Here is a 25090-nt window from a genome sequence, read left to right as displayed (position 1 = left end):
GCCGAGCGGTCAGCGTCCGGGCCCACCGCGCAGTGCGTTGCCGATCCGGATCCCCGGCAGTAGCAGAGTACGCGGGATGAGCCGCCCGCTGGTGCTGACGACCTTGGGCACCACCCCCGGCACCACGGTGCGCTTACCGGCCAGCATTCCCTGGATTGCTTGCTCGGCAACGTCTTCCGGCGAAGTCTGAAACAGCGGCAGGCTGAACCGCTCGGCGTCGGCGATCTGCGCCCACTCGGTGGGTACCGGCCCCGGACACAGCGCGGTCACCGACACCCCCGTGCCGTGCAGCTCCTCTTGGACGGCCTCGGAGAATGTCAGGACAAACGCTTTGGTGGCCGAGTACACCGCCATATACGGGATGGGCTGGAATCCGGCGATGGAGGCGATGTTGAGCACCGCCCCCGCTCCGCGCTCCACCATGCCGGGCAAGGCGGCGTGCGTGAGTTCGGTCAAGGCCAGCGCGTTGAGGGTGACCTGCTCGCTCTCCCGCTCGAACGGCGACTCCCAGAAGTTGCCGCTGGTACCGAATCCCGCGCTGTTGCACAGCCCGGCAATCGAGTCGCTGCGCAATCGATCGATCAGTTTCGAGCGGGAGTCGGTGTCCGACAGGTCCAGGGGCAACACCTCGACCTCGACTTTGTGCTCGCCGCGCAGCTTTTCGGCCAATTCGTCCAGGCGTTCCCGGCGACGGGCGACCAACATCAGCGGAAAGCCGCGTTGCGCAAGGCCTTTGGCCAGTTCGGTGCCGATCCCCGAGGAGGCGCCGGTGATGACGACGGTGGTCTGTTTGTTCGGTTTGGGAAGGCTCATGATGTCACCAGTGGATTCCGCGGGTCGCCTGCAGGAAGGTCTCGCTTCGCTTGTCGAATTGTTCGGTGTCCGTTGAGGATTCGCTTCCCTTGGCGGCCGAGGAGTCATCGAACATGCCGAACGCGCGGTTGCGCACCCGGTCCATCACGGCCGGGTTGACGGCGTCGGCGACGGCGGCGAACTGCCCGAACGGGGAACTGGCCCGACGGGGCCGGTGGATCAGCGCGTCGGTGATCACGCCGGCCGCCTGATCCGGCGTCAGCGCCGGGAACTTGTCGTACATCTTGGTGGGGCTGATCATCGGCGTACGCACCAGGGCCATGTGCACGGTGGTGAAACGGACGTTGTCGCTGACCGTCTCGGCCTGCAACGCGTCACACAGGCTGTCCAGCGCCGCCTTGCTGGCGATGTAGGCCCCGAACCGCGGCGCCCGCGTCTGCACGCCGACCGAGGAGACGTTGATGATCTGCCCGAAGCCGCGTTCACGCATGCCGGGAATGAACTTGAGGATCAACTGGACCGCGCCCAGGTAGTTCAACTGGATGGTCCGCTGGTAGTCGTGGATCCGGTCGTAGGACAGCGCCAGTGAACGCCGGATGGAACGCCCGGCATTGTTGACCAGGATGTCCACCCCGCCAAGTTCCTCGATCACCTTGTCGGCCATCTCGGCGATGGCGTCCACGTCGGACAAATCGCACGGGTAAACGTGCGCGGTGCCGCCGTTGGCTCGGATGTCGTCGGCGACCTTGTCCAGGTTCTCTTTGGTGCGCGCGACCAGTGCCACGGTGCCGCCGGCTTCGGCGATCTTGTGTGCGGCGGCCTCACCGATGCCCGACGACCCGCCGGTGATCAGCGCGACCTTGCCCTCGACGGCCTCGTTGAGCGAGCGGCCCTGTACGGCATCGAGCAGGTTCCGCCAGTAGAACGGACGGTACCGTCCCGCGGAGTTCGGCGTGTTGATCAGGTTGGACACAGCAGCGAACGGTTTCTCGACCAGGTTCGTGAGGTCACCGAGATTCATTGACAGTTGCTCCTGATGGCGGTGTGGATGGTGTGACACAGGTCATACAGCCAACCTAGGATATCGACCGATGAATAGGTACCGATTGCGGATGCCGAGAAAGCTTGCCCCCGTACTGATCGCCGTGATTGCGGCCGGTCTCGGCGGTTGCGGTTCGCGACCGGCGCATACCGGCTCGTCGACCACGAGTTCGTCGCCGGGTCTGTCGGCCAGCGTCACGACCACCTTGCCGACCCCGGTGTTGGACTGCGCGCGATCCACCAACAAAGCCCAGCAACTGGTGTGTAGTGACCCCGAACTGACAGTCCTGGACCGCCGGGCGCAGACCGCCTATCAGCAGGCGCTGGCACGTCCCGGGGCAGACCAGGCAACGCTGGCGACGGCGCAGCACGCCTTCCTGACCGTGCGCGACGGGTGCGCCGATTTCGTCGACATCCGGACCTGCCTCGCCGAGGCCTATCAGACACGACTGGTGGAGTTGGCCATCGCCGACCCGGCCACGGTCGCGCCGCCGGTCGCGACATACAACTGTCCGGCGGACGAGGGACCCTTGACCGCCCAGTTCTACAACGAACTGGATCCGAAAGCGGCAGTGCTCAATTGGAAGGGCACGCGCATCATTCTGTTCATCCAGCCGTCGGGCAGCGGCGCACGCTACGGACGTCAAGGGTCCGAATACTGGGAGCACCAGGGTGAAGTCACGCTGAACCTCAACGGCATCAATTTCGTGTGCCGCACTCAGTGAGCATGCGGCGCACATTCGAAGACTTGGTGGCAGAAGCCGATTCGGCATCGGTGGACGGCTGGGACTTCTCCTGGCTCGACGGGCGCGCGACCGAACAGCGCCCGTCGTGGGGGTATCAGCGGCTGATGAGCAGCCGGTTGGCCGGCGTCTCCGCCGCGCTGGACGTGCAGACCGGAGGCGGCGAAGTGCTGGCCGGGGCGGACACCTTCCCCCCGACCATGGCCGCCGTGGAGTCCTGGCCGCCCAACGCGGCGTTGGCGACCCAACGTCTGCATCCGCGCGGCGTCGTGGTGGTGGCAACCCCGACCGAGTCGCCGCTGCCGTTCGCCGACGAGGCCTTCGACCTGGTGACCAGTCGGCACCCCAATACCGTCTACTGGACCGAGATCGCGCGGGTGCTGCGTCCCGGCGGCAGCTACCTGGCCCAGCACATCGGTCCGGCCACCGTCTGCGAGCTGGTGGAGCACTTCATCGGTCCGCAGCCCGAGGCCTGGGCCCGCCGTGACCCGGAAACCCAACGGGCACAAGCTGAATCGGCCGGTCTGCAGATCGTGCAGCTGCGGTCCGAGCGGTTGCGCCAGGAGTTCTTCGACATCGGCGCGGTCGTCTATTTCCTGCGCAAGGTGATCTGGTGCGTCCCCGACTTCACCGTCGAGCGCTATCGCCGGCAGCTGCGCGAGTTGCACGAGCGGATCGAGGCTGACGGTCCGTTCGTCGCGCACGCCGCGCGCGTGCTGGTCGAGGCCCGCAAACCCGCTCGGTCATCTTTCGGCGCGTAGCACGTCCAAGGCGTGCCGCAGGTCGGACGGATAGGGGCTGACGATCTCGATGCGGCGGCCGTCGGCCGGGTGGGCGAACGCCAACGACCGGGCATGTAGCCATTGCCGTTCCAGGCCAAGCCTTTTCGCCAGCTTCGGGTCGGCGCCATAAACCAGGTCTCCGCAGCAGGGATGATGCAGCGCCGCGAAGTGCACCCGGATCTGGTGGGTGCGACCGGTTTCCAGATGCACATCGAGCAGGCTGGCGGCGACGAACGCTTCCACGGTGTCGTAGTGGGTGATGCTGTGTCGGCCGGTGCTGGTGACCGCGAACTTCCACTCCGGGCCGTGATGACGGCCGATCGGCGCGTCGATCGTGCCGCTGGACGGGTCCGGATGTCCTTGCACCAGTGCGTGATAACGCTTGTCGACGGTGCGCTGCTTGAACGCCCGCTTGAGGACGGTGTAGGCGCGTTCGGAGCGCGCCACCACCATCACCCCGGACGTGCCGACGTCGAGTCGGTGCACGATGCCCTGGCGTTCGTGCACGCCCGAGGTGGTGATGCGATAACCCGCTGCGGCCAGACCGCCCAGCACCGTCGGCCCCGTCCAGCCCACCGACGCGTGCGCGGCCACCGCAGCGGGTTTGTCGACGGCGACGATGTCGTCGTCGGAGTACAGCACCGTCATGCCCTCGATGTCGACGGGGGTGTTCTCCAACGGTTTCGGCGGTTCGGGCAGCCGTACCTGCAGCCAGGCACCCGCTGCGAGCCGGTCGGACTTCCCGGCCGGGACGCCGTCGAGTTCGACGCCGCCGTCCTCGGCGATGGCAGCGGCGGCGCTGCGGGACAGTCCCAGCAGGCGGGCCAGCCCGGCGTCCACGCGCATGCCCGCCAATCCCTCCGGGACCGGCATCGTGCGTTCAGTCACCAGCGTCGTCGGATTCAGGCCGAATATCGTTTTCTGCGTTGGCTTTTCGTCGTCCCACGGTGTCGAAGTCGTACCCGAAGATAGACAGCGCGACCAGCAGGATGGCGCCGCCCACCACCGACGGGTCAGCGACGTTGAACACCGGCCACCAGCCCACCGACAGAAAATCCACGACGTGTCCGCGCAGCGGTCCGGGGGCCCGGAAGAAGCGATCCACCAGATTGCCCATCGCGCCGCCGAGGATCATGCCCAAGCCCAGCGCCCACCAGGGCGAGACCAGTCGGCGGCCCATCCAGAAGATCCCGACCACCACGCCGGTCGCGATCAGGGTCAGCAGCCAGGTGTACCCGGTCGCCATCGAGAACGCGGCGCCCGAGTTACGCACCAGCGTCCAGGTGACCGTGTCGCCGATGATCGACACCGGCTGACCGGGCGGCAACAGCTTGACCGCCAGCACCTTGGTGATCACGTCGAGCGTGAGCACCACGGCCGCGACCGACAACAACAGACGCAGCCGGCGCGTCGGGTGGGCCTGGGGTTCGCGGGCTTCGTCGGTGTCGCCGGCAGAAGTCAGCGGATCAGCGGACCCGGATGGTTCGTCAGGCACCCGTCCATTGTCCACTAGTGGCGATCGCCCAGCGCGGCGCAGCCACCATCGCACCAAGCCCGCACACTCGTCGCAGCCCGCGGGTGCGGGATGATTCGCGAATGGGCCGTGTCACCGTCGTCACCACCGGGGGAACGATCTCCACCAGCACCGGCACCGACGGCGTGCGCCGGCCCGCCCACTCGGGCGCCGAACTCGCCGCAGGCCTCGACGTCGACGTGGTCGACGTGCTGGCCGTAGACAGCTCCGAACTGGTACCGGCCGACTGGGACCGGATCCGCGCCGCGGTGGACGCGGCGATCGACGACGGGGCCGACGGCATCGTCCTCACCCACGGCACCGACACCATGGAGGAAAGCGCCCTGTGGCTCGAACTGACCTATTCCGGCAGCGTCCCGATCGTGCTGACCGGCGCCATGCGCAGCGCGGACGCGCCGGACGCCGACGGTCCGGCCAACCTGCGTGACGCCGTCGCGGTCGCGGCCGATCCGGCCGCCCATGACCTCGGAGTGCTCGTCTGCTTCGCCGGCCGCGTGCTGCAACCGCTGGGCCTGCGCAAGATGGCGACGCAGGACCTGAGCGCGTTCGACGGGAGGTTGCTGGGCACCGTCGATGGCGCGGTGTCCTGGACGGGTGCCAAGGTGCGGCCGTTCGTCGGCCGGGTCGGCGCTGCCGAGGCGCCGCGCGTGGACATCGTCGCTGCGTACCTGGGCAGCGATGCGGTAGCGCTGGATGCGTTCGTGGCCGCCGGGGCGCGGGGCGTGGTGTTGGAGGCGCTCGGCTCGGGCAACGCCGGCGCGGCGGTGATCGACGGGGTGCGGCGGTTGTGCGGCTCCGACGGGGTGGTGGTCGCGGTGTCCACGCGGGTGCCCGGCGGCCCGGTGAGCGCGGGCTATGGACCGGGTCACGACCTGGTGCAGGCGGGCGCGCTGACGGTGCCGCGGTTGGCGCCGTCGCAGGCCCGGGTGCTGCTGATGGCGACGCTGGCGGCGGGACTACCGGTCGCCGACGTCGTCGGCCGCTGGGGCTGACAGTCGCCCGACATACTCCGGCCAGTCCAGGCTGTCCACCGGGTTGGCCGCGCTGAGGTCGGCGGTGTCGAGCGGGAACGTCCGGGCTTGGCCGGGTCCGGTACTACGCGTCTCGAACCGGACGGTGACCACACCGTGGCCGGCGCCCTGAACCCAGCCGTGCCCGAAGTCACGGTGCATCACGTCGTCGCCGACCCGCCACGACGGGACATCCTGCCCGGTCAGCAGGGCCGCGCGCAGCGTCTCGAAATCCTGGTGGTGGACGTCGTCGACCGGTTCCGGGCCCACGTCCAGGTCCGGAAACAGCGACTCCTGACGCACGTCGCTCAGACCCGAAAAGCCAACGCCCAGCAGACGAATGGGTCCGATCTGCAGCGGATCGAGCAACAGTCGGCGAGCGACCGCCACCAGGGCGCTCGGTTCGGTGGTGGCGTAGGGCAGCGTCGCCGAGCGGGTCAGCGTGCTCATGTCCGATTTCTTCAACTTCACCGTCACCGTGCGGGCGCCGCGGCCGTCTTTGAGCAAGCGCCGATGGGCGTGCTCGGCGATCGGCTCGATCGCTTCACGCAGCTGGTCCAGCGTGGTCAGGTCGGCGGCGAAGGTCGACTCGGCGCTGATCTGTTTGGCTTCGGCGCGCTCGGCAACGGCGCGGTCGTCGATGCCGCGAGCCAGCCGGTGCAGCGCGGGCCCGACGGTGGCGCCCAGGATGTCGGCCACCTCGGGATCGGACAGCGCGGCCAACTGCCCGATCGTCTCGATGCCGAGGCGGTGCAGCTTCTCCTCCGCGACGGGTCCGATCCCCCACAGCCGCCGCACCGGCAACGCACCGAGCAACGGCTGTTGCTCGGCGGGCCGAACCACCCGGATTCCGTCGGGTTTGGCCAGATCGGAGGCGATCTTGGCGATCTGTTTGCCCGAGCCCGCGCCCACCGAGGCGATCAGACCCGTCTCGTGACGCACCTGTCGTCGCAGCTCCTCGCAGAACGACTGCACCTCGTCCGCCGATGCGCCCGCCAACTGGGCGGGTTCCCCGAAAGCCTCGTCGAACGACAGTTGCTCCACGACCGGCACCAGGTTGCGCACCGTTTCGAAGACGCGCCGACTGGCCACGCCGTACACCACACCGCGCGGCGGCAGCACCACCGCCGCCGCCCCGACCAGCCGGCGAGCCTGGTGCATCGGCATCGCCGAGCGGGCGCCGAACACCCGCGCCTCATAGCTTGCCCCGGCCACCACTCCCCGGCCGCCCAGCCCACCCACCAGCACCGGGCGGCCACGCAGGGTCGGCCGGGTGAGTTGTTCGACGGACGCGAAGAACGCGTCCATGTCCAGGTGCAGCACCCATCGGGACTCCACGGGTGTCGATGCTATTGGCGTTGTCGATGGAGGATCGGGCCAGCGTGCCATTAGCGTGGCTAAAATATCGAGTTCTACGCATGTTTAATTGAGGGTTTGGGTGGTGATTCACCACCAGCGCATACCGGTTTGCCGCTGACATCGGGGTCGAGGGAGTTGGCTATGTCATTCGTCGTTTCACCGGATTGGGTTCAGGTCGCCGCGCAGGAATTGGCGGGCATACGCGCTGCATTGACCGAAGCCTCGAATTCCGTAGCCGGTGTGACCACCGGTCTCGCGCCCGCCGCCGCCGACGAAGTCTCTGGTGTCATCGCCGCGTTGTTCGGCGATTTCGGCGAGGAATTTCAGGCGATCAGCGCTCGGACTCAGGCTTTCCATGCGGAATTCGTCAGGGCGCTGAATTCGAGTGTGGGCGCTTACCTCAGCACGGAAACCGCGATAGCCCAACAGCTGCTGGCAAGCGCCGCGCCGGCGGCTGCGGCGGCGTTACCGGCGGCGTCGATCCTGGATGGGCTGACTGGTCCCGGCGGGCTGTTGGGCGGCCTCGGATTGGTCAATCCGGGTGGGCTGTTGGGCGGCCTCGGTATTCCCTCCCTCAACGCATTGCTGCCTGGTGTCTTCGGTCCGACGCCCGGACCCACGCCGGTCAGCTTGGCCGCGATCACCGGACCTTACGAGCGACTGTTCAGCAACACCGTCGCGAATCTGCAGAGCCTCGGCAACGGCCTGGCCGCCAATCCGTTCCCCTTCCTGCGGCAGTTCGTCGCCAATCAGATCAGCTACGGGGCAATCGTCACTTCGGCATTCTCGAACGCGGGTCAGCATTTGAGCAGTGGGGCGTTCAGCCTGATCCCGGGCGACCTCACGCCGATCGCGTCGATACCGGCTCGAATCGGTCAGAACTTCGTCAACGTGTTGTCGACCATCACCGATTTCTCGTACTCGGTCGGCACGAACATCAATCCGTTGACGGTTGGATTGAACCAGCTCGGCGCTTTGGAATTGGGGGCGGCCTTCTTCGGATTCCCGATCGCGTTGGGCATTGACTTCATCGGTTCGCCGATCACGACGGGCAGCGCGGTCGTCTCCGTCGCCTCGGCGTTCGGCAGTGCGGTGCAGAGCGGGGACGGTTTCGGGGCTCTCGTCGCGGTCTTGACGGCTCCGGCGGTCGTGACCGATGGCTTCCTGAATGGTCAGGTCTCCTTCGGTTTGGGCCTACCGGGTGTGACCCTGCCGCTGGGCGTCGGCCCGCTCCCCGGCGTTACCGTGCCGCTGACGGCGCAGATCCCGCTCGGCGGAATCCTCACGCCACTGTCCACGACGACGCTGGTGGTGAACCCGCTGGCAAGCCCGACCCCGTTGTTGTCCATCCCGCTGGGCGGCACCCCCACCGGCGGAATCCTGCCGGGCTTGTTGCTCTACGCGCCACAGCAGTTGGCCGAGGCGATAGGTGCGCCGCCGATGCTCGGCCCGCTGGTTCCGTTGCCGGAGGTAGTGCTGCCGGGCATCGGCTCACTGCCGAACCTGAGCGGTGTGACGAACGGGCTGCGCGACGTGCTCGGCGGGCTGGGCAGCGGCCTGCCCGACTTGGGCGGTTTGCTGGGCGGATTGGGCAACCTGGGCGGCTTGTTGGGCGGCTTGCCGGATCTGGGAGGTCTGCTGGGCGGGCTAGGCGGTCTGGGTCTGCCGGGGTTGCCGGGCTTGCCGACTCTGCCCGGTTTGCCGGGTCTGCCGGGTCTGCCGGGTCTGCTGCCGGGGCTGGGCGGCGGCTCCACTCCGCCCCTCCTAGGCGGCCTGCTGTAGTCACCATTTCCGGCGCGAACAGACGCAAAGGCCCCCATTTCCGGTCGGAAATGGGGGCCTTTGCGTCTGCTCGTCACACTTTGGCGATGCCGACCCGCACCCCGTCGCCGATCTCCGCGGCCTCGTCCGGTTCGCCGAATTCGAAAGTGGTGGCCAGGATTTCGCCCGCGATCAGGTCGCGGTGCGTACGCGCCCACGCTTCGCGCTCGGCGGGCACGGCAATCACCACGTTGATCCGGTCGGACACCTCCAGGCCGGTCGACTTCCGCAGCTCCTGCAGTTCGCGGATGCGGTCCTTGGCCCAGCCTTCGGCTTCCAATTCCGGGGTCACCGTCCCGTCCAGCACCACCAGTCCGGCCCCACCAGGCAGCGCGGCGGTGAACTCGGGGTCGGCGGCGACCAGTCGCGAGCTGTACTCGTCGGGCTGCAGCACCGCCGGCCCCGCTGTCAGGGTGCCGTCGGGGTTGACGACGCCGTCGCCGGACTTGACGGCTTTGATCGCCGCCTGCACGTCTTTGCCCAGCCGCGGTCCGGCGACGCGGGCATTGACGGTGAGTTCGAACCGCCCGTAGGTGTCGATCGCGTCGGTCAGTTCGACGTGCTTGACGTTGAGTTCGTCGCCGATCAGATCGGCGAAGGGCCGCAGGCTGTCCGGATTCTCCACCGCCACAGTTAGTTTCGGCAACGGCAGCCGTACCCGGAGCTTCTTGGCCTTGCGCAGCGAGGATGCCGCCGAGCACACCTCACGCACCTGATCCATCGCGGCTACCAACTCGGGGTCGGCCGGCAGTTCTGACGACTGCGGCCAATCCGTCAAATGCACCGAACGCCCACCGGTCAGACCCCGCCAGATCATCTCGGTCACCAACGGCAGCAGTGGCGCGGCCAGCCGCGCGGTGACCTCCAGCCCGGTGTGCAGGGTGTCGATCGCGTCGGCGTCCTCCACCCAGAACCGCGAACGTGACCGTCGCACATACCAATTCGTCAACGCCTCGGTGAACTGGCGTAGCTGTTCGCAGGCCCCGGAGATGTCGCAGACATCCAGCGCGTCGGTCAGGTCGTCGCGCAGCACCGCCAGCTTGGCCAGGATGTAACGGTCCAGCACATTCGTCGAATCGGTGCGCCAGGTACCGACTTTCGGCGCATAGAGCGCCAAAAAGCTGTAGGCGTTCCAGAACGGCAGCAGCACCTGCCGCACCCCGTCGCGGATGCCCTGCTCGGTGACGATCAGGTTGCCGCCCCGCAAGATCGGCGACGCCATCAAAAACCAGCGCATAGCATCGGAGCCGTCGCGGTCGAACACCTCGGTGACATCTGGGTAGTTGCGCAGCGACTTGCTCATCTTCTGGCCGTCGGAGCCCAGCACGATCCCGTGTGCCACACAGGTTTTGAACGACGGCCGGTCGAACAGCGCGGTGGCCAGCACGTGCAGGGTGTAGAACCAGCCGCGGGTCTGGCCGATGTACTCGACGATGAAGTCGCCCGGATAGTGGGCTTCCCCCTCTCCCGCCGCCCCGCCCAAGAACCACTCCTGGTTCTCGAACGGGTAGTGCACCTGGGCATATGGCATCGAGCCCGAGTCGAACCACACGTCGAGTACGTCCGCGATCCGGCGCATCGTGCTGTTGCCCGTCGGGTCGTCGGGGTTGGGCCGGGTGAGTTCGTCGATGTAAGGCCGGTGCAGGTTGTCCGGACGCACCCCGAAGTCACGCTCCAGCTCGTCGAGGCTGCCGTAGACATCGATTCTCGGATAAGCGGGATCATCGGACTTCCACACCGGAATCGGCGTGCCCCAGTAGCGGTTTCGCGAGATCGACCAGTCCCGGGCACCCTGCAGCCACTTGCCGAACTGGCCGTCCTTGACGTGCTCGGGATACCAGGTGATCTGCTGGTTGAGCTCGACCATGCGGTCGCGGAACTGGGTGACCCGCACGAACCACGACGACACCGCCCGGTAGATCAACGGGTTTCGGCAGCGCCAGCAGTGTGGGTACGGGTGCTCGTAGGTCTCGTGGCGCAGCAGCACCGCACCGTTCTCGGCGGCGGGTCCGCCGCCGGCCTTCAGGTCGCGGATGATCTGTGGGTTGGCTTCGAAGACGTGCTGTCCCTGGTAATCCGGGACGGTGGCGTCGAAGCGGCCCTTGGCGTCGACGGGGGTGACGGGCACGATGCCGACGGGGTCGGTCGTCGCCATGTCGTCCTCGCCGTAGGCCGGCGCCATGTGCACCAGGCCGGTGCCGTCCTCGGTGGTGACGAAGTCGGCGGACAGGACCTGAAAAGCGTTGTGCGAGTCGGTGAAATAAGGGAACGGCGGCAGGTAGCGGATGCCCAGCAACTCAGCGCCGGGGTACGTCCCCAGCACCTCGGGCTCCTCCCCCAACTCGCGCGCGTACGCGGCCAGCCGCGCCTCGGCCAGCACGAAACGCCGGTCGCCGGCCTGCACCTGCACATAGCTCACGTCGGGATTGACCGCGACGGCGAGGTTCGACGGCAGCGTCCACGGGGTCGTCGTCCAGATCAGCAGATACGCGCCATCCAGCGGACCGCCCGTCACCTTGAATCCCACCGTCAGGGCGGGGTCCTGGCGGCTCTGGTAGACGTCGTCGTCCATCCGCAGTTCGTGGTTGGACAAAGGTGTTTCGTCGCGCCAGCAGTACGGCAACACCCGGTAGCCCTCATAGGCCAGGCCCTTGTCCCACAGTTGTTTGAACGCCCAGATCACCGACTCCATATAGGACAGATCCAGTGTCTTGTAGTCATTGTCGAAGTCGACCCAGCGGGCCTGACGGGTGACGTACTGCTGCCATTCGTCGGTGTAACGCAACACCGAGGCGCGGCACGCGTCGTTGAACGCGGCGATGCCCATCGAGTCGATCTGCGACTTGTCGGTGATACCCAGCTGCCGCTCGACCTCCAGTTCCGCGGGCAAACCGTGGGTGTCCCAACCGAATCGGCGCTCCACCTTGTCCCCGCGCATGGTGCGGTAGCGCGGCACGATGTCCTTGACGTAGCCGGTCAGCAGATGCCCGTAGTGCGGCAGCCCGTTGGCGAACGGCGGACCGTCGTAGAAGACGTATTCGGTTGCACCGTCCCGGTTGGCGATGCTGGCGCGAAAGGTGTCGTCGCGGAACCAGTAGTCGAGCACCTCGAGTTCGAGTGCCGGAAAATCGGGCGCCCCGCTGGCCAGCTTCGGGTAAGCCTGGTCGGTCACGTGCGTCGTCTCCCTGTAGCCACCTTCAGGCCGGGGACGACGATGCGCGGATGCGCAAGCGCCGCGGTACCACCCCGCTTGCCACGCTCACGCGTGACCGCTCGAAAGGCTGTGACGGGCCTACCCGTTCGGTTCTACTGGGCCGCACTGGCTGTTCTTCCGAAAGCTCCCCGGTGATGGCCGGATCGACGCCAACAAGAAATTCTAATGGACTCCGAGGAGCTAGCTCACCGCAGGACGCACCCGCAGTCGGCTAGCCCCTCGGAGTCCAGAGTTGCTCGCTGTCCATGCGTTACGCCTGCACCTCGAGAACGCCGATGCGCCACAGCGCGGCGTACATGTGCCGCAGCGGAACGCTGAGCAGGCGGGCGGCGCCGTCGACCAGCGGGTCGCTGCCGGCTGCGCCGATCCGGCTTGCCGCCTTCTTGGGCGCCGGGGCAGCGGGTACGTCGCGCACCACGTGCAGCCGAGGGGCAGCGGGGATGGTTACAACTTCGTCATACAGAGCGCTGGTCATGATCGCCTCCTAGCGGATAGCCAACGATTACAGGTGGACCTCAAGGAATTCTTGGTAGATCCCGTCCCGCAACGGCTCCGATCTAGTGGCGTCTCAGCCGAGAACGCCGCACCGAAGATCGGTCAGGGACGAAATCACGCCCGGATATCGACCCGGACTGCCACTGGAACTCATGCGTCCCTCACCTCCTCTCGGTCACGACAAACACTGTTGTCAGTGTGCACACAAAGGAGAACAGAATCCGGCAAATGCCGGAAAACCGCACCCCTCTCGTCAGAGCTTTGGCACTACCCGACGTGTCCGATAACCGGAAGCCACCTGGGCTCAACCCTTAAGCCGGGAAGAGCTGTCCTGACCCGGGGCGTCTTTCGACGTTCGGGGTCAGTGGCCTATGTTCGTGTAGCCGCCTCACCTAACGAGGTGCTTGCCCGACCGATCATGCACCACTCGGCCCGCCCGGTCAACGCGCCCCACCGTCCGTGTCGCAATCTTTCATGCAGTGCTACGTGCAGATGTGGGCACGATCACACTCTTTTCGCCGAGCGTGTTGCTACTGCGAAAATTCGCAAGGTTTTTCGCAGTGGCTGCACGCTCGACGACGGCACGGGTCAATCGGTCAAACCGTCCAACCGGCCGATGGTGTCGATGTACTCCTCGACCATGTCCAGCACCACCGCCCGCGTCGGCCGCACCCGGTCCAGCGAGCCGACCACCTGGCCGACGAAGTAGGTGGCCAGCTCCCGGGCCTTCGCGCCGGGATGAGCCGCGGCCTGGTTGATCCGCACCTGCGAGTCGGTGACCAGCGCGGTCTGCAGCGGCATACCCAGCGGGTCGGGGGTGTCGGGGCGCTCCCATTCGTCGGTCCACGAGGTGCGCAGCATCCGCGCCGGCTTCCCGGTCAACGACCGGGAACGCACCGTGTCCGACGAGCTCGCCGCCAGAAACTTGTCCTTGACCACCGGCGCGGTCTCGGCCTCCTCGGTGGTCAGCCACACCGATCCGCACCACACCCCTTCGGCGCCCAGGGCCAGCGCCGCAGCGATCTGGCGCCCTCGGGCGATCCCGCCGGCGGCCAGTACCGGCGTCGGCGCCACCGCATCGACCACTTCGGGCACCAGCACCATGGTGGCCACGTCACCGGTGTGACCGCCCGCCTCGGTGCCCTGCGCGACGATCAGGTCTACACCGGCTGCGGCGTGCCGGCGGGCATGTTCGGTGGTTCCGGCCAGGGCGGCGACCAGCACGTCATGGCTGTGAGCCCGCTCGACCAGGTCGTGCGGCGGAGGTCCGAGCGCGCTGGCGATCAACCGGATGTCGTGGGCGAACGCCACCTCCAGCAGCGGTTCGTAGCCTCGTGGCGAGATGTTGAGTCCGCCCCGGATCGCCTCTTCGGTATCGGCGTGCTGCCCTACCCCGTAGCGGGTCAGCAACTCGTCGACGAACGCGCGGTGCTCCTCGGGGAGTAGGTCCTGGGCCTGGCGTGCGTTGATACCGCCGGTGTCGGCGCCGACGTATTTTGGCGGCAACAGCAGATCCACCCCGTAGGGCTTGCCGCCGGTCTGCTCCTCGATCCAGGTCAGCTCACTGTCGAGGCGTTTCGGGCTATGCGCGGTGGCGCCGAGGACCCCGAATCCCCCCGCATTGGTCACCGCGGCGACCACGTCCCGGCAGTGGCTGAACGCGCAGATCGGAAACTCAACGCCGAGCATCTCGGCGACCCTGGTTCGCATGCCGCCAAAGCTACGCCGCCGCGGACCGGGACCGTTCGCCGAGCGTCACGCTAGCGTGACTGCGGACGCCGAACGTCACGCTGGCGTGACGCTCGGCGCGGGCGGGTAGGGCGCCACGCCGTCGGGCGGCTAGGGCGCCACGCGGTCGGGCGGCTAGGGCGCCACGCCGTCGGGCGGCTAGGGCGCCACGCCGTCGGGTGGCCAACTGGCCACGCCGTCCTCCAGCGGGACCTGCAGACTCTGCAAGATCGAAGCCACCATCCGCCACGCCCCGATCGCGGTCACCAGCTCGATGAGAATTGTTGTGTCGCCGGCAAATTCGCTTTCACAAGCCGACCAGCTGGCCGCGCTCAGCGCACCGTCGCGCACGATGTCGTCGGTGGCCGCGAGCACGGCACGCTCGCTGGGCCCGAACCCTTCGTAGGCCTGCCAATCCCGAACTCCGAGCAGGTCGTCGACCGACACCCCCAGCCGCGAGGCGACCCGCCAGTGCTGGGTCCACTCGTAGTCGCATCCGGTGAGCCAGCCGATCCGCATGATCGCCAATTCGCGCAGGCGGTGGTCCAGGGCACCGTGCCACAGCAGCGTGGCGAGCATGTCGTTGAAGACCCGCGCCAGCCGCGGATGGTTCAGCAGCGTCTGGAAGATGCTGAGTTCGGCCATGTAGTCCGGGACGCCCGCCTCGTCGGCAGCGGCCCTGGCCTCGTCGACGGGCAGCAGCGGTATGCGGGCCGGTTTGCTGGCTTGGGTCATGGTGTGAGCGCTCCCGGGTGACGACGCCGTCGAATCCTCCGCAATGGTAGCCAGACGGGTCAGGCGTCCAACCGGGCGAAGGCCTGTTCCCGGTAGAGCTCGACGGATTGTTGCCGCCGAATCTTGCCGCTGGTGGTGATCGGAATCGACCCCGGCGACACCATCACCAGATCCGCCACGCTCAGCCCGTGCGCGTCGAAGATCGCGGCGCTGATATCACGCTTCACGCCGTCGAGCCGCTCGCTCAGTTCGGCATGGGACTCGTCGTTCTTCTTCTTGACCTCGACGATGGCGACCAGCTTCTCGGTGCCGTCGAACGGAAACGCGATCGCCGCGCACCGGCCGGGGTTGATGGCCTGGACCGTCGCCTCGATGTCGTCGGGAGAATGGTTGCGGCCGTAGACGATCAACAGATCCTTGATGCGGCCGACGATGAAAAGTTCACCGTCGGAGAAGAATCCGGAGTCTCCGGTCCGCAGCCACGGCCCCTGCGGGGTGCCCGGCGACGGGTCGACGATCTGCGCGCCGAACGTGCGGGCACTGTCTTCGGGCTTCTGCCAATAGCCCGACGCGATGTTGCCACCGTGCACCCAGATTTCGCCGACGGTTCCTTCCGGGCACTCCAGGCCGGTGTCGGCATCGACGATGCGCACCGAAAGCGACTGCGGGGCACCGTAACTGACCAAGGCTGTGCCGGTGCCGTTCTCGACGCGCACCGCCTGGCCGTCGGGCAGCTTCTTGGCGTCGAACTCGACGATCTCCGGCGGGTCGCCCACCTTGCGGGTCGCGATGTACACCACCGCTTCGGCCATCCCGTAGGCGGGCCGTAATGCTTTGGCCGGGAAGCCGAATGGGGCGAACCGATCGGCGAATCGCTTGAGTGTGGCGGGCTGCACCCGCTCGCTGCCGTTGAGGATGGTGTGCACACCGCTGAGGTCACGCCCGGCCAGGTCCTCGTCGGACGTCTTGCGCACAGCGATGTCGAACGCGAAATTCGGCCCGGCCGAGATCGTGTTGCCGTAGCGGGCCAACAACTGCGTCCAGCGCGCGGGGCGCTGCAAGAATCCCACCGGACTGGTCAGCACGGTGTGCCTGCCGGCCAGGATCGGCATGATGGCGCCGAGCAGCAAGCCCATGTCGTGGTAGAGCGGCAGCCACGACACGACGGTGAGGTCTGCCGGCGGCGCGCCTCCCTCGTTGACGAAGAAGTCGGCCATGATCTGGCCGAAGTTCGCGGCGACGTTGTCGTTGGAGACCGTGACGCCGGCGGGTGTGCGGGTGGAGCCCGAGGTGTACTGCAGATACGACGTCGCCGCTCCCTGGTCACCGGTGCTGCGCGCCGGCCGCGACGACGGCGGGCGGGAATCCAGATCCAGCAGGTCGACTTCGACGATCGCCGGCGCGTTCTGCCCGACGTGCGGGTCGACGCTCTCCTTGACGTTGGCCACGGCCGCCGACGTCGTGAGGATGACCGCGGGCGCGGTGTCGGCGAGCACCGCCGTGGTCCGCTCGTCGTGGGCGCCGCCGTAGGGAACCGACAGCGGCACCCCGATGAAACCGGCCTGCAACGCCCCGAGGAAGCCGACGACGTATTCGAGTCCCTGCGGCGCCAGGATCAGCGCCCGGTCGCCCGGCGCCCCCGACTTCTTCAGCACCTCGGCGACATTCAACGTGCGCCGATACAACTTCGCCCAGGTCAGCGATTCTTCGCCGCCTTCCCAGTCCTGGTCGTAGTCGATGTAGGTGATCGCGGCGCCGTTGGGGTTCAGGCTCGCGCGTTCGCGCAGCACGGCAGGGATCGAAGAGCCAACCACGGCTGGCAACACTACCTGCCACCGCCGTGCCGCCGCGGTCGCTTTGCCCGAAGTCGGACGTGCCCGACCCGCGGCAGCCGCGCAAACGTCGGCGCGTTGCTCCCGGGCGACACGGCTTTGAACAGGAAGGATGTGTTTCCAAGCGCGAGGCGGCGCGAGACGCGACGACAAGGCGGTACGGACAGTGCGCCACCGGCAGGTCACTCCGGTAGCCGTCATCGGCATGGCCTGTCGGCTGCCCGCCGGCATCGATTCCCCCGACGAGTTCTGGGATGCGTTGCTGCGCGGCGACGACCTGATCACCACGGTGCCCGCCGACCGCTGGGACGCCGAGGACTACTACGACCCCGAACCGGGGATGCCAGATCGGTCGGTGTCGCGCTGGGGCGGTTTCCTGGACGATGTCGCCGGCTTCGATCCCGACTTCTTCGGAATCAGCGAGCGTGAGGCGACCGCGATCGACCCGCAGCACCGGCTGCTCATGCAGACCTCGTGGGAAGCGTTGGAGCACGCCGGATTGCCGCCGAATTCCCTAGCCGACTCGCCGACCGGCGTGTTCGTCGGCCTGTGCCACGACGACTACGCCCACGTCACCGACGCGGCCGGCGCGCTGGGCGACGCCTACGGGTTCACCGGCACCGCGATGAGCATGGCCGCCGGCCGGGTCTCCTACGCACTGGGCCTGCGCGGCCCGTCGCTCACCGTGGACACCGCATGCTCGTCGAGCCTGGTGGCGCTGCACCTGGCGTGCCGCAGTCTGCATGAGCACGAGAGCGACCTGGCCCTGGCCGGCGGTTGCATGGTGATGCTGGAACCACAGCTGTTCGCCTCGGCCTCCGGGCAGGGCATGCTCTCCCCCACCGGGCGTTGCCGACCGTTCGACGCCGCCGCCGACGGGTTCGTCCGTTCCGAGGCGTGCGCGGTCGTGTCGTTGAAGCGGCTGCCCGACGCGATTCGTGACGGCGACCGGATCCTGGCCGTGGTGCGCGGTACGGCGATCAACCAGGACGGCCGCACCGACACCATCACCACTCCCTCGTTGGACGCACAAGTCGCCGCCTACCGCGCCGCCTTGCTCGCCGCGGGTGTGGACGCCGACACCGTCGGTCTGATCGAGGCGCACGGTACCGGCACACCGGTCGGTGACCCCATCGAATTCCGCAGTCTGGCAACGGTTTACGGTACACCCGGGCACCGCTGTGCGCTGGGCTCGGCGAAGGGCAACCTCGGCCACACCGAGGCAGCCGCCGGAGCGGTCGGGCTGGTGAAAGCGATTCTGTCCCTGCGACACGGCGTGATACCGCCGATGGCGAATTTCACCCGGTTGCCCGACGAGCTCGCCGCCGTCGACACCGGGCTCTTTGTGCCGCAACGGATTACCACCTGGCCGGGACAAGGTCCGCGCCGTGCTGCGTTGTCGTCCTACGGCATGTCGGGGACCAACGCGCACGCCATCCTCGAGCAGGCACCGCCAGTCGCCGACGAGCCGGTCAACCGGCCCGTGCCGCAGCCGCGGTTGTTCGCGATCTCGGCCGGCTCACCCGCGGCGTTGCGACAGACCGCACACCGACTAGCCGACTGGGTGGACCGGAAGCAGCCCGCGGCCCAGGACCTGGCCTACACCCTGGGACGGCGGCGCGCTCACCGCCCGGTGCGCATCGCGGTGCCGGCCTGCGACACCGGAGAGCTGATCGTGCGGTTGCGTGAATTCGCCGACGGCGACGTCGCCCCGGCCGCCGCCGTCGGGCTCGACGACCGCGGTCCGGTATGGGTGTTTTCCGGGCAGGGTTCGCAGTGGGCGGGTATGGGCGCCGACCTGTTGGCCAACGAGCCGGCGTTCGCGGCGGCGGTGGCGGCCGCCGAGCCGCTCATCGCCGCCGAATCCGGCTTCTCGGTGACCGCCGCCATGACCGACCCGCAGACCATTGCCGGCATCGACCGGGTGCAGCCGACGCTGTTCGCCATGCAGGTCGCACTGGCCGCGGCCATGAAGTCCCACGGCGTCCGGCCCGCGGCCGTGATCGGGCATTCGCTGGGCGAAGTGTCGGCCGCCGTTGTTGCGGGCGCACTTTCGCTCGAAGACGGGATCCGGGTGATCTGCCGTCGCTCCCGGTTGTGCCTGAAGCTGGCCGGCGCCGGGGCGATGGCGGCCGTCGAGTTGCCCGCCGCACAGGTCCGCGAGGAACTTGCCAGGCGCGGCGTCAAAGACGTGGTGATCGCCGTGGTGGCCGCACCGCATTCCACCGTGGTCGGCGGCGCGGCCGACGCGGTCCGTGAGTTGATCGGGGTGTGGGAGAAGCGCGACGTCATGGCCCGCGAGGTCGCCGTCGACGTGGCCTCCCACACGCCGCACGTGGCTCCGATACTCGACGAGCTCACCGATCTGCTGGCCGATCTGAAACCGCGGCCCCCGCAGCTGCCCTACTACTCGGCGACGCTGTTCGATCCCCGCGAACGGCCGGTCTGCGACGCTCGCTACTGGGTGGACAACCTGCGGCACGCCGTGCGGTTCTCCGCTGCGGTGAAGGCCGCGCTGGAGGACGGACACCGGGTGTTCGGTGAACTGTCCCCGCACCCCCTGCTGACCCGTGCCGTCGAACAGACCGCGCAGAGCCTGGACATGCCGGTGGCCGCGATCGCCGCGATGCGCCGCGACGTGACCGGCCCATCCGGGCTGTGCGCGATGGTGGCCGATCTGCACGCCGCCGGTGCCGGTCCCGATTTCGCGGAGTTGTGTCCCGAGGGCCGGTTGGTGGATGCGCCGCTGCCGGTGTGGGCGAACCGGCGCCTGCTGCTCACCGCCGCGACGCGGGGCCCGGCCAAAGCCAATACCGTTGCCGCACATCCACTTCTGGGTGCCCACGTGCAACTCATGGAAGAACCCGAGCGGCACGCCTGGCAGGCCGAGGTCGGCACCACGACGTTGCCGTGGCTGAGCGATCACCGGATCAACGGCGTGCCCGCGCTTCCGGGCGCGGCCTATTGCGAGATGGCGCTGACCGCGGCCGCCACGATGCTGGGTGCGCAGACCGAGATCCGCGATGTCCGGTTCGAACGGATGCTGTTACTGGACGACGAGACCCGGGTGGGCTCAGTCGCGGTGGTCGAGTCCGGCGACGAAGCCACCTTCGTGGTGCAGACCGAATCCGGGGGCGAAAGGATCCGGCGGGCCTCGGCCATGCTGCGGCGCAGCGACGACGACCGGCCCCCCGCCCACGACCTGGACACGCTGCTGGCCGAACACCCTTGCCGCGTCGAGGGCGACCAGTTACGAGAGTGGTTCGCTGGCAGGGGAATTCAGTTCGGGCCGGCGTTCGCGGGTTTGGCCGCGGCGCACCTCGCCGATGGCGCGGTCGGCACCGTCCTGGGCGAGATCGTCGCGACCCGGCCGATCCGCACCCATCAATCGGGCTACGCGATACACCCCGCGCTGCTGGACGCCTGCTTTCAATCGGTGGCAGCCCATCCCGCGGTGCGCGGCGTGGGCAACGGCGGGTTGCTGGTGCCCCTCGGCGTGCGCCGACTCCGCGCCTTCGGCGTGGCGCGTAACGCGCGTTACTGCCTCACCACGGTGACGGTCTGCGGCGGCGAAGTCGAAGCCGACATCGACGTCACCGACGAGCACGGGGACATGCTGTTGGTGATACGTGGACTACTGATGGGCACCGGGCGCTCCGAAACCGCCGACCGCGACCGGCTGTTGAGTGAGCGACTGTCGACCATCGAGTGGCGACGCCGCGAACCGCCCTCACCCACAGCCACCGCTGAAAGCTGGTTGCTGATAACCCTTTCCGGCGACGACCCGTTCGCAACGGACCTCGCGGCGATGTTGCGCCGGCGTGGCGCGCGATGCACCGCCATGCGCTGGGTCGGAGACCCCGCGGAACTGCGCCGCCAGCTGAACGTCGGCGACGTGCGCGGGGTGGTCGTGGTCGCCGGACGGGCAAGTTCAGATCCGGTGGCCGTCGATCGCGTTCGGCATCTGATCCGCATCGCCGGTGAACTCCCCGGTGCCCGCGACGAAGCACCCAGGCTCTACCTGATCAGCACAAACGCCCAACCGGTCCGGCCCGACGACCCCGTCGACCTCGGCCAGGCCGGCCTGCGCGGCCTGTCGCGGGTGATCGGCGCCGAGCACCCCTATCTACGTGCCACCCAGATCGACGTCGACCGCGGCACTCATCCGGACCACGTTGCCGGCGAACTACTCGCGGACACCACCGAAGACGAGACCGCGTGGCGCAGCGGCGAATGGCTGACCGCACGCTTGTGTCCGGCGCCGCTGCGTCCCGAGGAACGGATGACCGCGGTAGTCGACCACGCGGACGGCGGTCTGCGCGTGCGGGTCCGCACCCCGGGTGACCTGCAGACCGTGGAGTGCGTCAAGGTCGACCGGAAGCCGCCGGGCGCCGGACAGATCGAGGTCGCGGTCCGCGCATCCAGCGTCAACTTCGCCGACGTGCTCGCGGCGTTCGGACGCTACCCGTCCTTCGACGGGACACCACCCCAGCTCGGCCTCGACTTCGTCGGGGTGGTGAGCGCGGTCGGACCCGATGTCACCGACCACCGGGTCGGCGACCGGGTCGGCGGTATGGCGCCGGGCGGTTGCTGGGGAACGTTCGTCACCTGTGATGCGGCCCTGGCCGCAAAACTTCCCACCGACCTGAGCGACGGCGATGCCGCCGCGGTCACCACCGCATACGCCACCGCCTGGTACGCGTTGAACGAACTGGCCCGCATCCGCGCAGCCGACAATGTGCTCATCCACTCCGCGACCGGAGGCGTCGGCCAGGCGGCGATCGCGATCGCCAGCGCCTTCGGCGCCGAAGTGTTCGCCACCGCCGGCAGCCCGGAGCGCCGGAACTTGTTGCGCGACATGGGCATCAAGCATGTCTACGACTCCCGCAGCACCGACTTCGCCGCGCAGATCCGCGCCGACACCGACGGCTACGGCGTCGACGTCATCCTCAACTCATTGACCGGCGCGGCCCAGCGCGCCGGCCTCGACCTGTTGTCCTTCGGCGGGCGGTTCGTCGAGATCGGCAAGCGCGACATCTACGCCGACAGCCGCCTGGGCCTTTTCTCGTTGCGGCGCAACATATCCCTGCACGCCGTCGACCTGGCCCTGATGAGCGTCACCCATCCGCGCCGGCTGGGTGCTGTGTTGAAAGACGTATACCGGCTCGTCGCGGACGGTTGCCTGGCGCCGCCGTCGCGGACCCACTACCCACTTGCCGACGCGGCCGAAGTGATTCGTGCCATGAGCGCCGCCGAGCACACCGGCAAGCTCGTCCTCGACGTTTCCCATGCTGAGCACAGCACCGTGCTGGTTCCCCCCGAACAGGTCCCGGTGTTCCGGCCCGACGGCTCCTACGTCGTCACCGGCGGTCTCGGTGGCCTCGGACTCTTCCTCGCCGAACAGATGGCCGCCGCCGGCGCGGGGCGCATCGTGCTCAACTCCCGCTCGCGGACGACCCGAAAGGCGTCGGAGACAATCGAATTGGTCAGATCCACCGGCGCCGACGTGGTGGTCGAGTGCGGCGACATCGCCCACCCCGACACCGCGGCCCGGCTGGTCGCCGCGGCAACCGCCACCGGTCTGCCGTTGCGGGGTGTGTTGCACGCCGCCGGGGTGGTCGACGACGCCACGTTGACCAACATCACCGACGAGCTGTTGGAGCGGGACTGGGTTCCGAAGGTGCATGGCGCGTGGAACCTGCATCACGCCAGCGCATCTGCGGACCTGGACTGGTTCTGCTCGTTCTCCTCGGCTGCGGCCTTGCTGGGTTCGGCGGGACAGGGCGCCTACGCCGCGGCCAACAGCTGGCTGGACGCCTTCGCCCACTGGCAGCGAGCCCAGGGTCGGCGGGCCGTGACCGTCGCGTGGGGAGCCTGGGCCGAGATCGGTCGCGGCGCGGCCCTAGCCGACAGCGGTGAGACGACGATGATCACCCCGGACGAAGGTGCCTACGCCTTCGAAAGCCTGTTGCGCCATACCCGTTGCTACTCCGGATATTTCCCGTTCAGCTCCGCTTCAACTGTCGGGTCGCCCTGGCTCACCGCGCTGGCAGCACGCAGTCGGTTCGCCGAATTGCTCTGTGCCGCAACACCGAGCCGGCGATGCGGCGGATCGGAGTTCCGCACCGAACTGATGGCGCTGCCGACCGAGGAATGGCACGACCGGCTTCGGCAGTTGGTATCCGAGCAGATCGGCGACATCCTGCGCCGCAGCGTGGACCCGGATCGGCCGCTGTCGGACTACGGTCTGGATTCGCTGGGAAATCTGGAAGTACGCACCCGGCTCGAGACGGAGACCGGTATTCGGTTGCGCTCCACCGACATCACCACGGTCCGTGATCTCGCCCAGCGGCTGGGCCAGAAACTCGCCCTGACCCACGACGCTCCGGTGTCAATGTGAGGGTCGGCCGCCGCCACGAAATACCCTGAACTGTCGGCACTGCCCGAGGAGCGAATTTGGTCGTCATGGGCCACCTGGGTCTCGGGACAATCAGTGACTGGATCCCCGAACCCGGTTCCGTCTGGTCGTGGCACGCGACGGCGGCGTGCCGGCAAGCGGTGCGGCAGGCGCCGATCAGCGTCGTCCCCCCGAGTTACATCCAGGCCCGGCATCTGCGCTGTTTCCGGCAACAGCAGATTCGCGGTCTGGACATGTCGCGGCTGCTGGTGATCGCGTTCGACATCGGGGGCCAGTGCGACATCCGCGCGATGACCTATGTCTTCAACGCCCATCTGCGCCGGCACGACACCTATCGCAGCTGGTTCGAATTCACCGATACCGGGCACATCGTCCGGCACACCATCGCCGATCCGGAAGCCATCGAACTCATCCCGGCCGAACAGGGCGAGCTCACGGCCAGGCAATGGCAGGAACATCTGCTTACCACGCCGAACCCGCTGGAATGGGACTGCTTCCGCTTCGCGATCATCCAGCGCGACGACCATTTCACCGTCTGCGTCAGTGTCGACCACCTGCACGTCGACCCGATGTTCATCGGCGATGTCTTCTGGGAGATCCGGGCGATGTACAACGCGCTGATGGACGGCGACGGTCCCATCGCCCTGCCGCCGGCCGGGAGCTACGCCGACTACTGCTTACGGGAGCGCGCCTACACCGCGGCGCTGACGCTGGATTCCCCGGACGTGCGGCAGTGGATCGAGTTCTTCGAGGACAACGACGGACACCTGCCGACCTTTCCGTTGCCCCTGGGTGACACGTCCGTACCGGCCGGCGGTGAGCTGCTCTCGGTGCGACTGCTCGACGCCGACCAGACCGCCGGCTTCGAGTCCGCCTGCACCGCGGCCGGTGCCCGCTTCAGCGGTGGCGTGTTCGCGTGTGCCGCGCTCACCGAGTACGAACTGGTCGGATCGCGGACGTATCACGCCCTCACCCCCGTCGGGACCCGCAGCACAGCGGCTGAGTTCCGCACGACCGGATGGTTCATCGGTCACGTTCCGTTTGCCGTCCCGGTCGCCGCGTCGTTCGGCGAGACCGCCCGCGGCGCCCAGACGGCGTTCGATGCCCGCAGTCACCTGGCCCATGTCCCGTTCGAACGGATCCTGGAACTCGCTCCCTGGCTGCACGCGCCGCCCGCGCACCACAGCTTCCCGATGCTGTCGTTCCTGGACGCCGGCGTCCCGCCGCTGTCCGCGGTGATCGCCACCCAGCTGGACCGGATGAACACCCGGGCCTTCAGCGACGGCCGCATCGCCGCGCGAGTCTGCATGTGGGTCAACAAGTTCCACGAGGAAACCACCGTGACCGCCTCTTTTCCCAGCAATCCGGTCGCCTACGAGTCGATCGCGCGGTACCTGCAGACGATGAAATCGGTCTACGTCCGGGTGGCCGAGGGACGCCTCAGCACCCATTCGCCGAGTGTGAATCTCGTGACGTGACACGCCGGTGAACCGTCGCCAGGTTCACTCTCGCCGCCCGGGAAAACAGTAGGAAGGGTGCGATCTGCCCGCGCCGCGCCAGACCCC

16 protein-coding genes and 1 riboswitch are annotated in these 25090 nt (G+C 68.0%); of the genes, 6 read left to right on the top strand and 10 right to left on the bottom strand.

Annotation, left to right across the window (positions count from 1 at the left end):
* Positions 1 to 9: 9 nt before the first annotated feature.
* Together AC5Y46_RS01780 and AC5Y46_RS01775 are read right to left on the bottom strand one after the other, a co-directional pair.
* A complete protein-coding gene (locus AC5Y46_RS01780) occupies positions 10 to 813 on the bottom strand; it encodes an SDR family NAD(P)-dependent oxidoreductase (protein WP_499989874.1) in 804 nt (267 codons plus the stop codon).
* Between the two features lie 4 nt (positions 814 to 817).
* Positions 818 to 1834 carry an SDR family NAD(P)-dependent oxidoreductase gene (locus tag AC5Y46_RS01775; protein ID WP_499989873.1) on the bottom strand — a complete coding sequence of 339 codons (1017 nt, stop codon included), beginning with the start codon at positions 1832 to 1834 and terminating at the stop codon, positions 818 to 820.
* A 70-nt stretch (positions 1835 to 1904) separates the two neighbouring features.
* Here AC5Y46_RS01775 and AC5Y46_RS01770 point away from each other — a divergent pair, with 70 nt between their 5' ends.
* Both AC5Y46_RS01770 and AC5Y46_RS01765 read left to right on the top strand, forming a co-directional pair.
* Positions 1905 to 2579, top strand: a complete 675-nt coding sequence (locus AC5Y46_RS01770; RefSeq protein WP_499989872.1) for an MliC family protein — start codon at positions 1905 to 1907, stop codon at positions 2577 to 2579.
* A gap of 2 nt (positions 2580 to 2581) precedes the next feature.
* Positions 2582 to 3358 (top strand): class I SAM-dependent methyltransferase, encoded by a 777-nt coding sequence (locus AC5Y46_RS01765; protein WP_499989871.1) that lies wholly within the window; start codon positions 2582 to 2584, stop codon positions 3356 to 3358.
* On the opposite strand, the gene AC5Y46_RS01760 is transcribed toward AC5Y46_RS01765, so the two are convergent.
* Positions 3341 to 4267, bottom strand: coding sequence for an RluA family pseudouridine synthase (locus AC5Y46_RS01760; RefSeq protein WP_499989870.1), 927 nt, complete (start codon positions 4265 to 4267; stop codon positions 3341 to 3343). The two genes, AC5Y46_RS01765 and AC5Y46_RS01760, sit on opposite strands and share 18 nt — an antisense overlap.
* Positions 4260 to 4874 carry a signal peptidase II gene (lspA, locus tag AC5Y46_RS01755; RefSeq protein WP_499944134.1) on the bottom strand — a complete coding sequence of 205 codons (615 nt, stop codon included), beginning with the start codon at positions 4872 to 4874 and terminating at the stop codon, positions 4260 to 4262. Before lspA ends, AC5Y46_RS01760 begins: the two co-directional genes overlap by 8 nt.
* Before the next feature lie 101 nt (positions 4875 to 4975).
* Between lspA and AC5Y46_RS01750 the strand changes: the two genes are divergently transcribed.
* Positions 4976 to 5905 carry an asparaginase gene (locus AC5Y46_RS01750; protein ID WP_499989869.1) on the top strand — a complete coding sequence of 310 codons (930 nt, stop codon included), beginning with the start codon at positions 4976 to 4978 and terminating at the stop codon, positions 5903 to 5905.
* On the opposite strand, the gene AC5Y46_RS01745 is transcribed toward AC5Y46_RS01750, so the two are convergent.
* Positions 5870 to 7231 carry a DNA polymerase IV gene (locus tag AC5Y46_RS01745; RefSeq protein WP_499989972.1) on the bottom strand — a complete coding sequence of 454 codons (1362 nt, stop codon included), beginning with the start codon at positions 7229 to 7231 and terminating at the stop codon, positions 5870 to 5872. The genes AC5Y46_RS01750 and AC5Y46_RS01745 overlap by 36 nt on opposite strands.
* Positions 7232 to 7423: 192 nt before the next feature.
* On the opposite strand from AC5Y46_RS01745, the gene AC5Y46_RS01740 reads away from it, so the two are divergent.
* Positions 7424 to 9064 carry a PE family protein gene (locus AC5Y46_RS01740; protein ID WP_499989868.1) on the top strand — a complete coding sequence of 547 codons (1641 nt, stop codon included), beginning with the start codon at positions 7424 to 7426 and terminating at the stop codon, positions 9062 to 9064.
* Between the two features lie 73 nt (positions 9065 to 9137).
* Here AC5Y46_RS01740 and ileS read toward each other — a convergent pair whose 3' ends face one another.
* From ileS to AC5Y46_RS01715, 5 genes are all read right to left on the bottom strand, one after another.
* Positions 9138 to 12275 (bottom strand): isoleucine--tRNA ligase, encoded by a 3138-nt coding sequence (gene ileS, locus AC5Y46_RS01735; RefSeq protein ID WP_499989867.1) that lies wholly within the window; start codon positions 12273 to 12275, stop codon positions 9138 to 9140.
* 292 nt (positions 12276 to 12567) lie between these two features.
* Complete coding sequence (locus AC5Y46_RS01730; RefSeq protein ID WP_499989866.1) at positions 12568 to 12792, bottom strand: Rv1535 family protein; 225 nt, start codon at positions 12790 to 12792, stop codon at positions 12568 to 12570.
* A 258-nt stretch (positions 12793 to 13050) separates the two neighbouring features.
* A riboswitch (M-box (ykoK) riboswitch) is annotated at positions 13051 to 13219 on the bottom strand.
* Positions 13220 to 13400: 181 nt separating this feature from the next.
* A complete protein-coding gene (locus AC5Y46_RS01725) occupies positions 13401 to 14522 on the bottom strand; it encodes an NAD(P)H-dependent flavin oxidoreductase (protein ID WP_499989865.1) in 1122 nt (373 codons plus the stop codon).
* Between the two features lie 177 nt (positions 14523 to 14699).
* Positions 14700 to 15275: a carboxymuconolactone decarboxylase family protein gene (locus AC5Y46_RS01720; protein ID WP_499989864.1), complete on the bottom strand. Its 576-nt coding sequence runs from the start codon at positions 15273 to 15275 to the stop codon at positions 14700 to 14702.
* Between the two features lie 59 nt (positions 15276 to 15334).
* The gene (locus AC5Y46_RS01715; protein ID WP_499989863.1) at positions 15335 to 17089 is read right to left on the bottom strand and encodes an AMP-binding protein; all 1755 of its coding nucleotides are present in this window, start codon (positions 17087 to 17089) and stop codon (positions 15335 to 15337) included.
* A gap of 130 nt (positions 17090 to 17219) precedes the next feature.
* Between AC5Y46_RS01715 and pks2 the strand changes: the two genes are divergently transcribed.
* Together pks2 and AC5Y46_RS01705 are read left to right on the top strand one after the other, a co-directional pair.
* Positions 17220 to 23507: a sulfolipid-1 biosynthesis phthioceranic/hydroxyphthioceranic acid synthase gene (gene pks2, locus AC5Y46_RS01710; protein WP_499989862.1), complete on the top strand. Its 6288-nt coding sequence runs from the start codon at positions 17220 to 17222 to the stop codon at positions 23505 to 23507.
* Between the two features lie 65 nt (positions 23508 to 23572).
* Positions 23573 to 25003, top strand: a complete 1431-nt coding sequence (locus AC5Y46_RS01705) for a condensation domain-containing protein (protein ID WP_499989861.1) — start codon at positions 23573 to 23575, stop codon at positions 25001 to 25003.
* The last annotated feature ends 87 nt before the right edge of the window (positions 25004 to 25090 follow it).

The organism is Mycobacterium sp. NGS59 (genome assembly GCF_059812345.1).
Note: the sequence above shows the minus strand (reverse complement) of the source record. Positions and strands in the feature narration are given on the sequence as shown.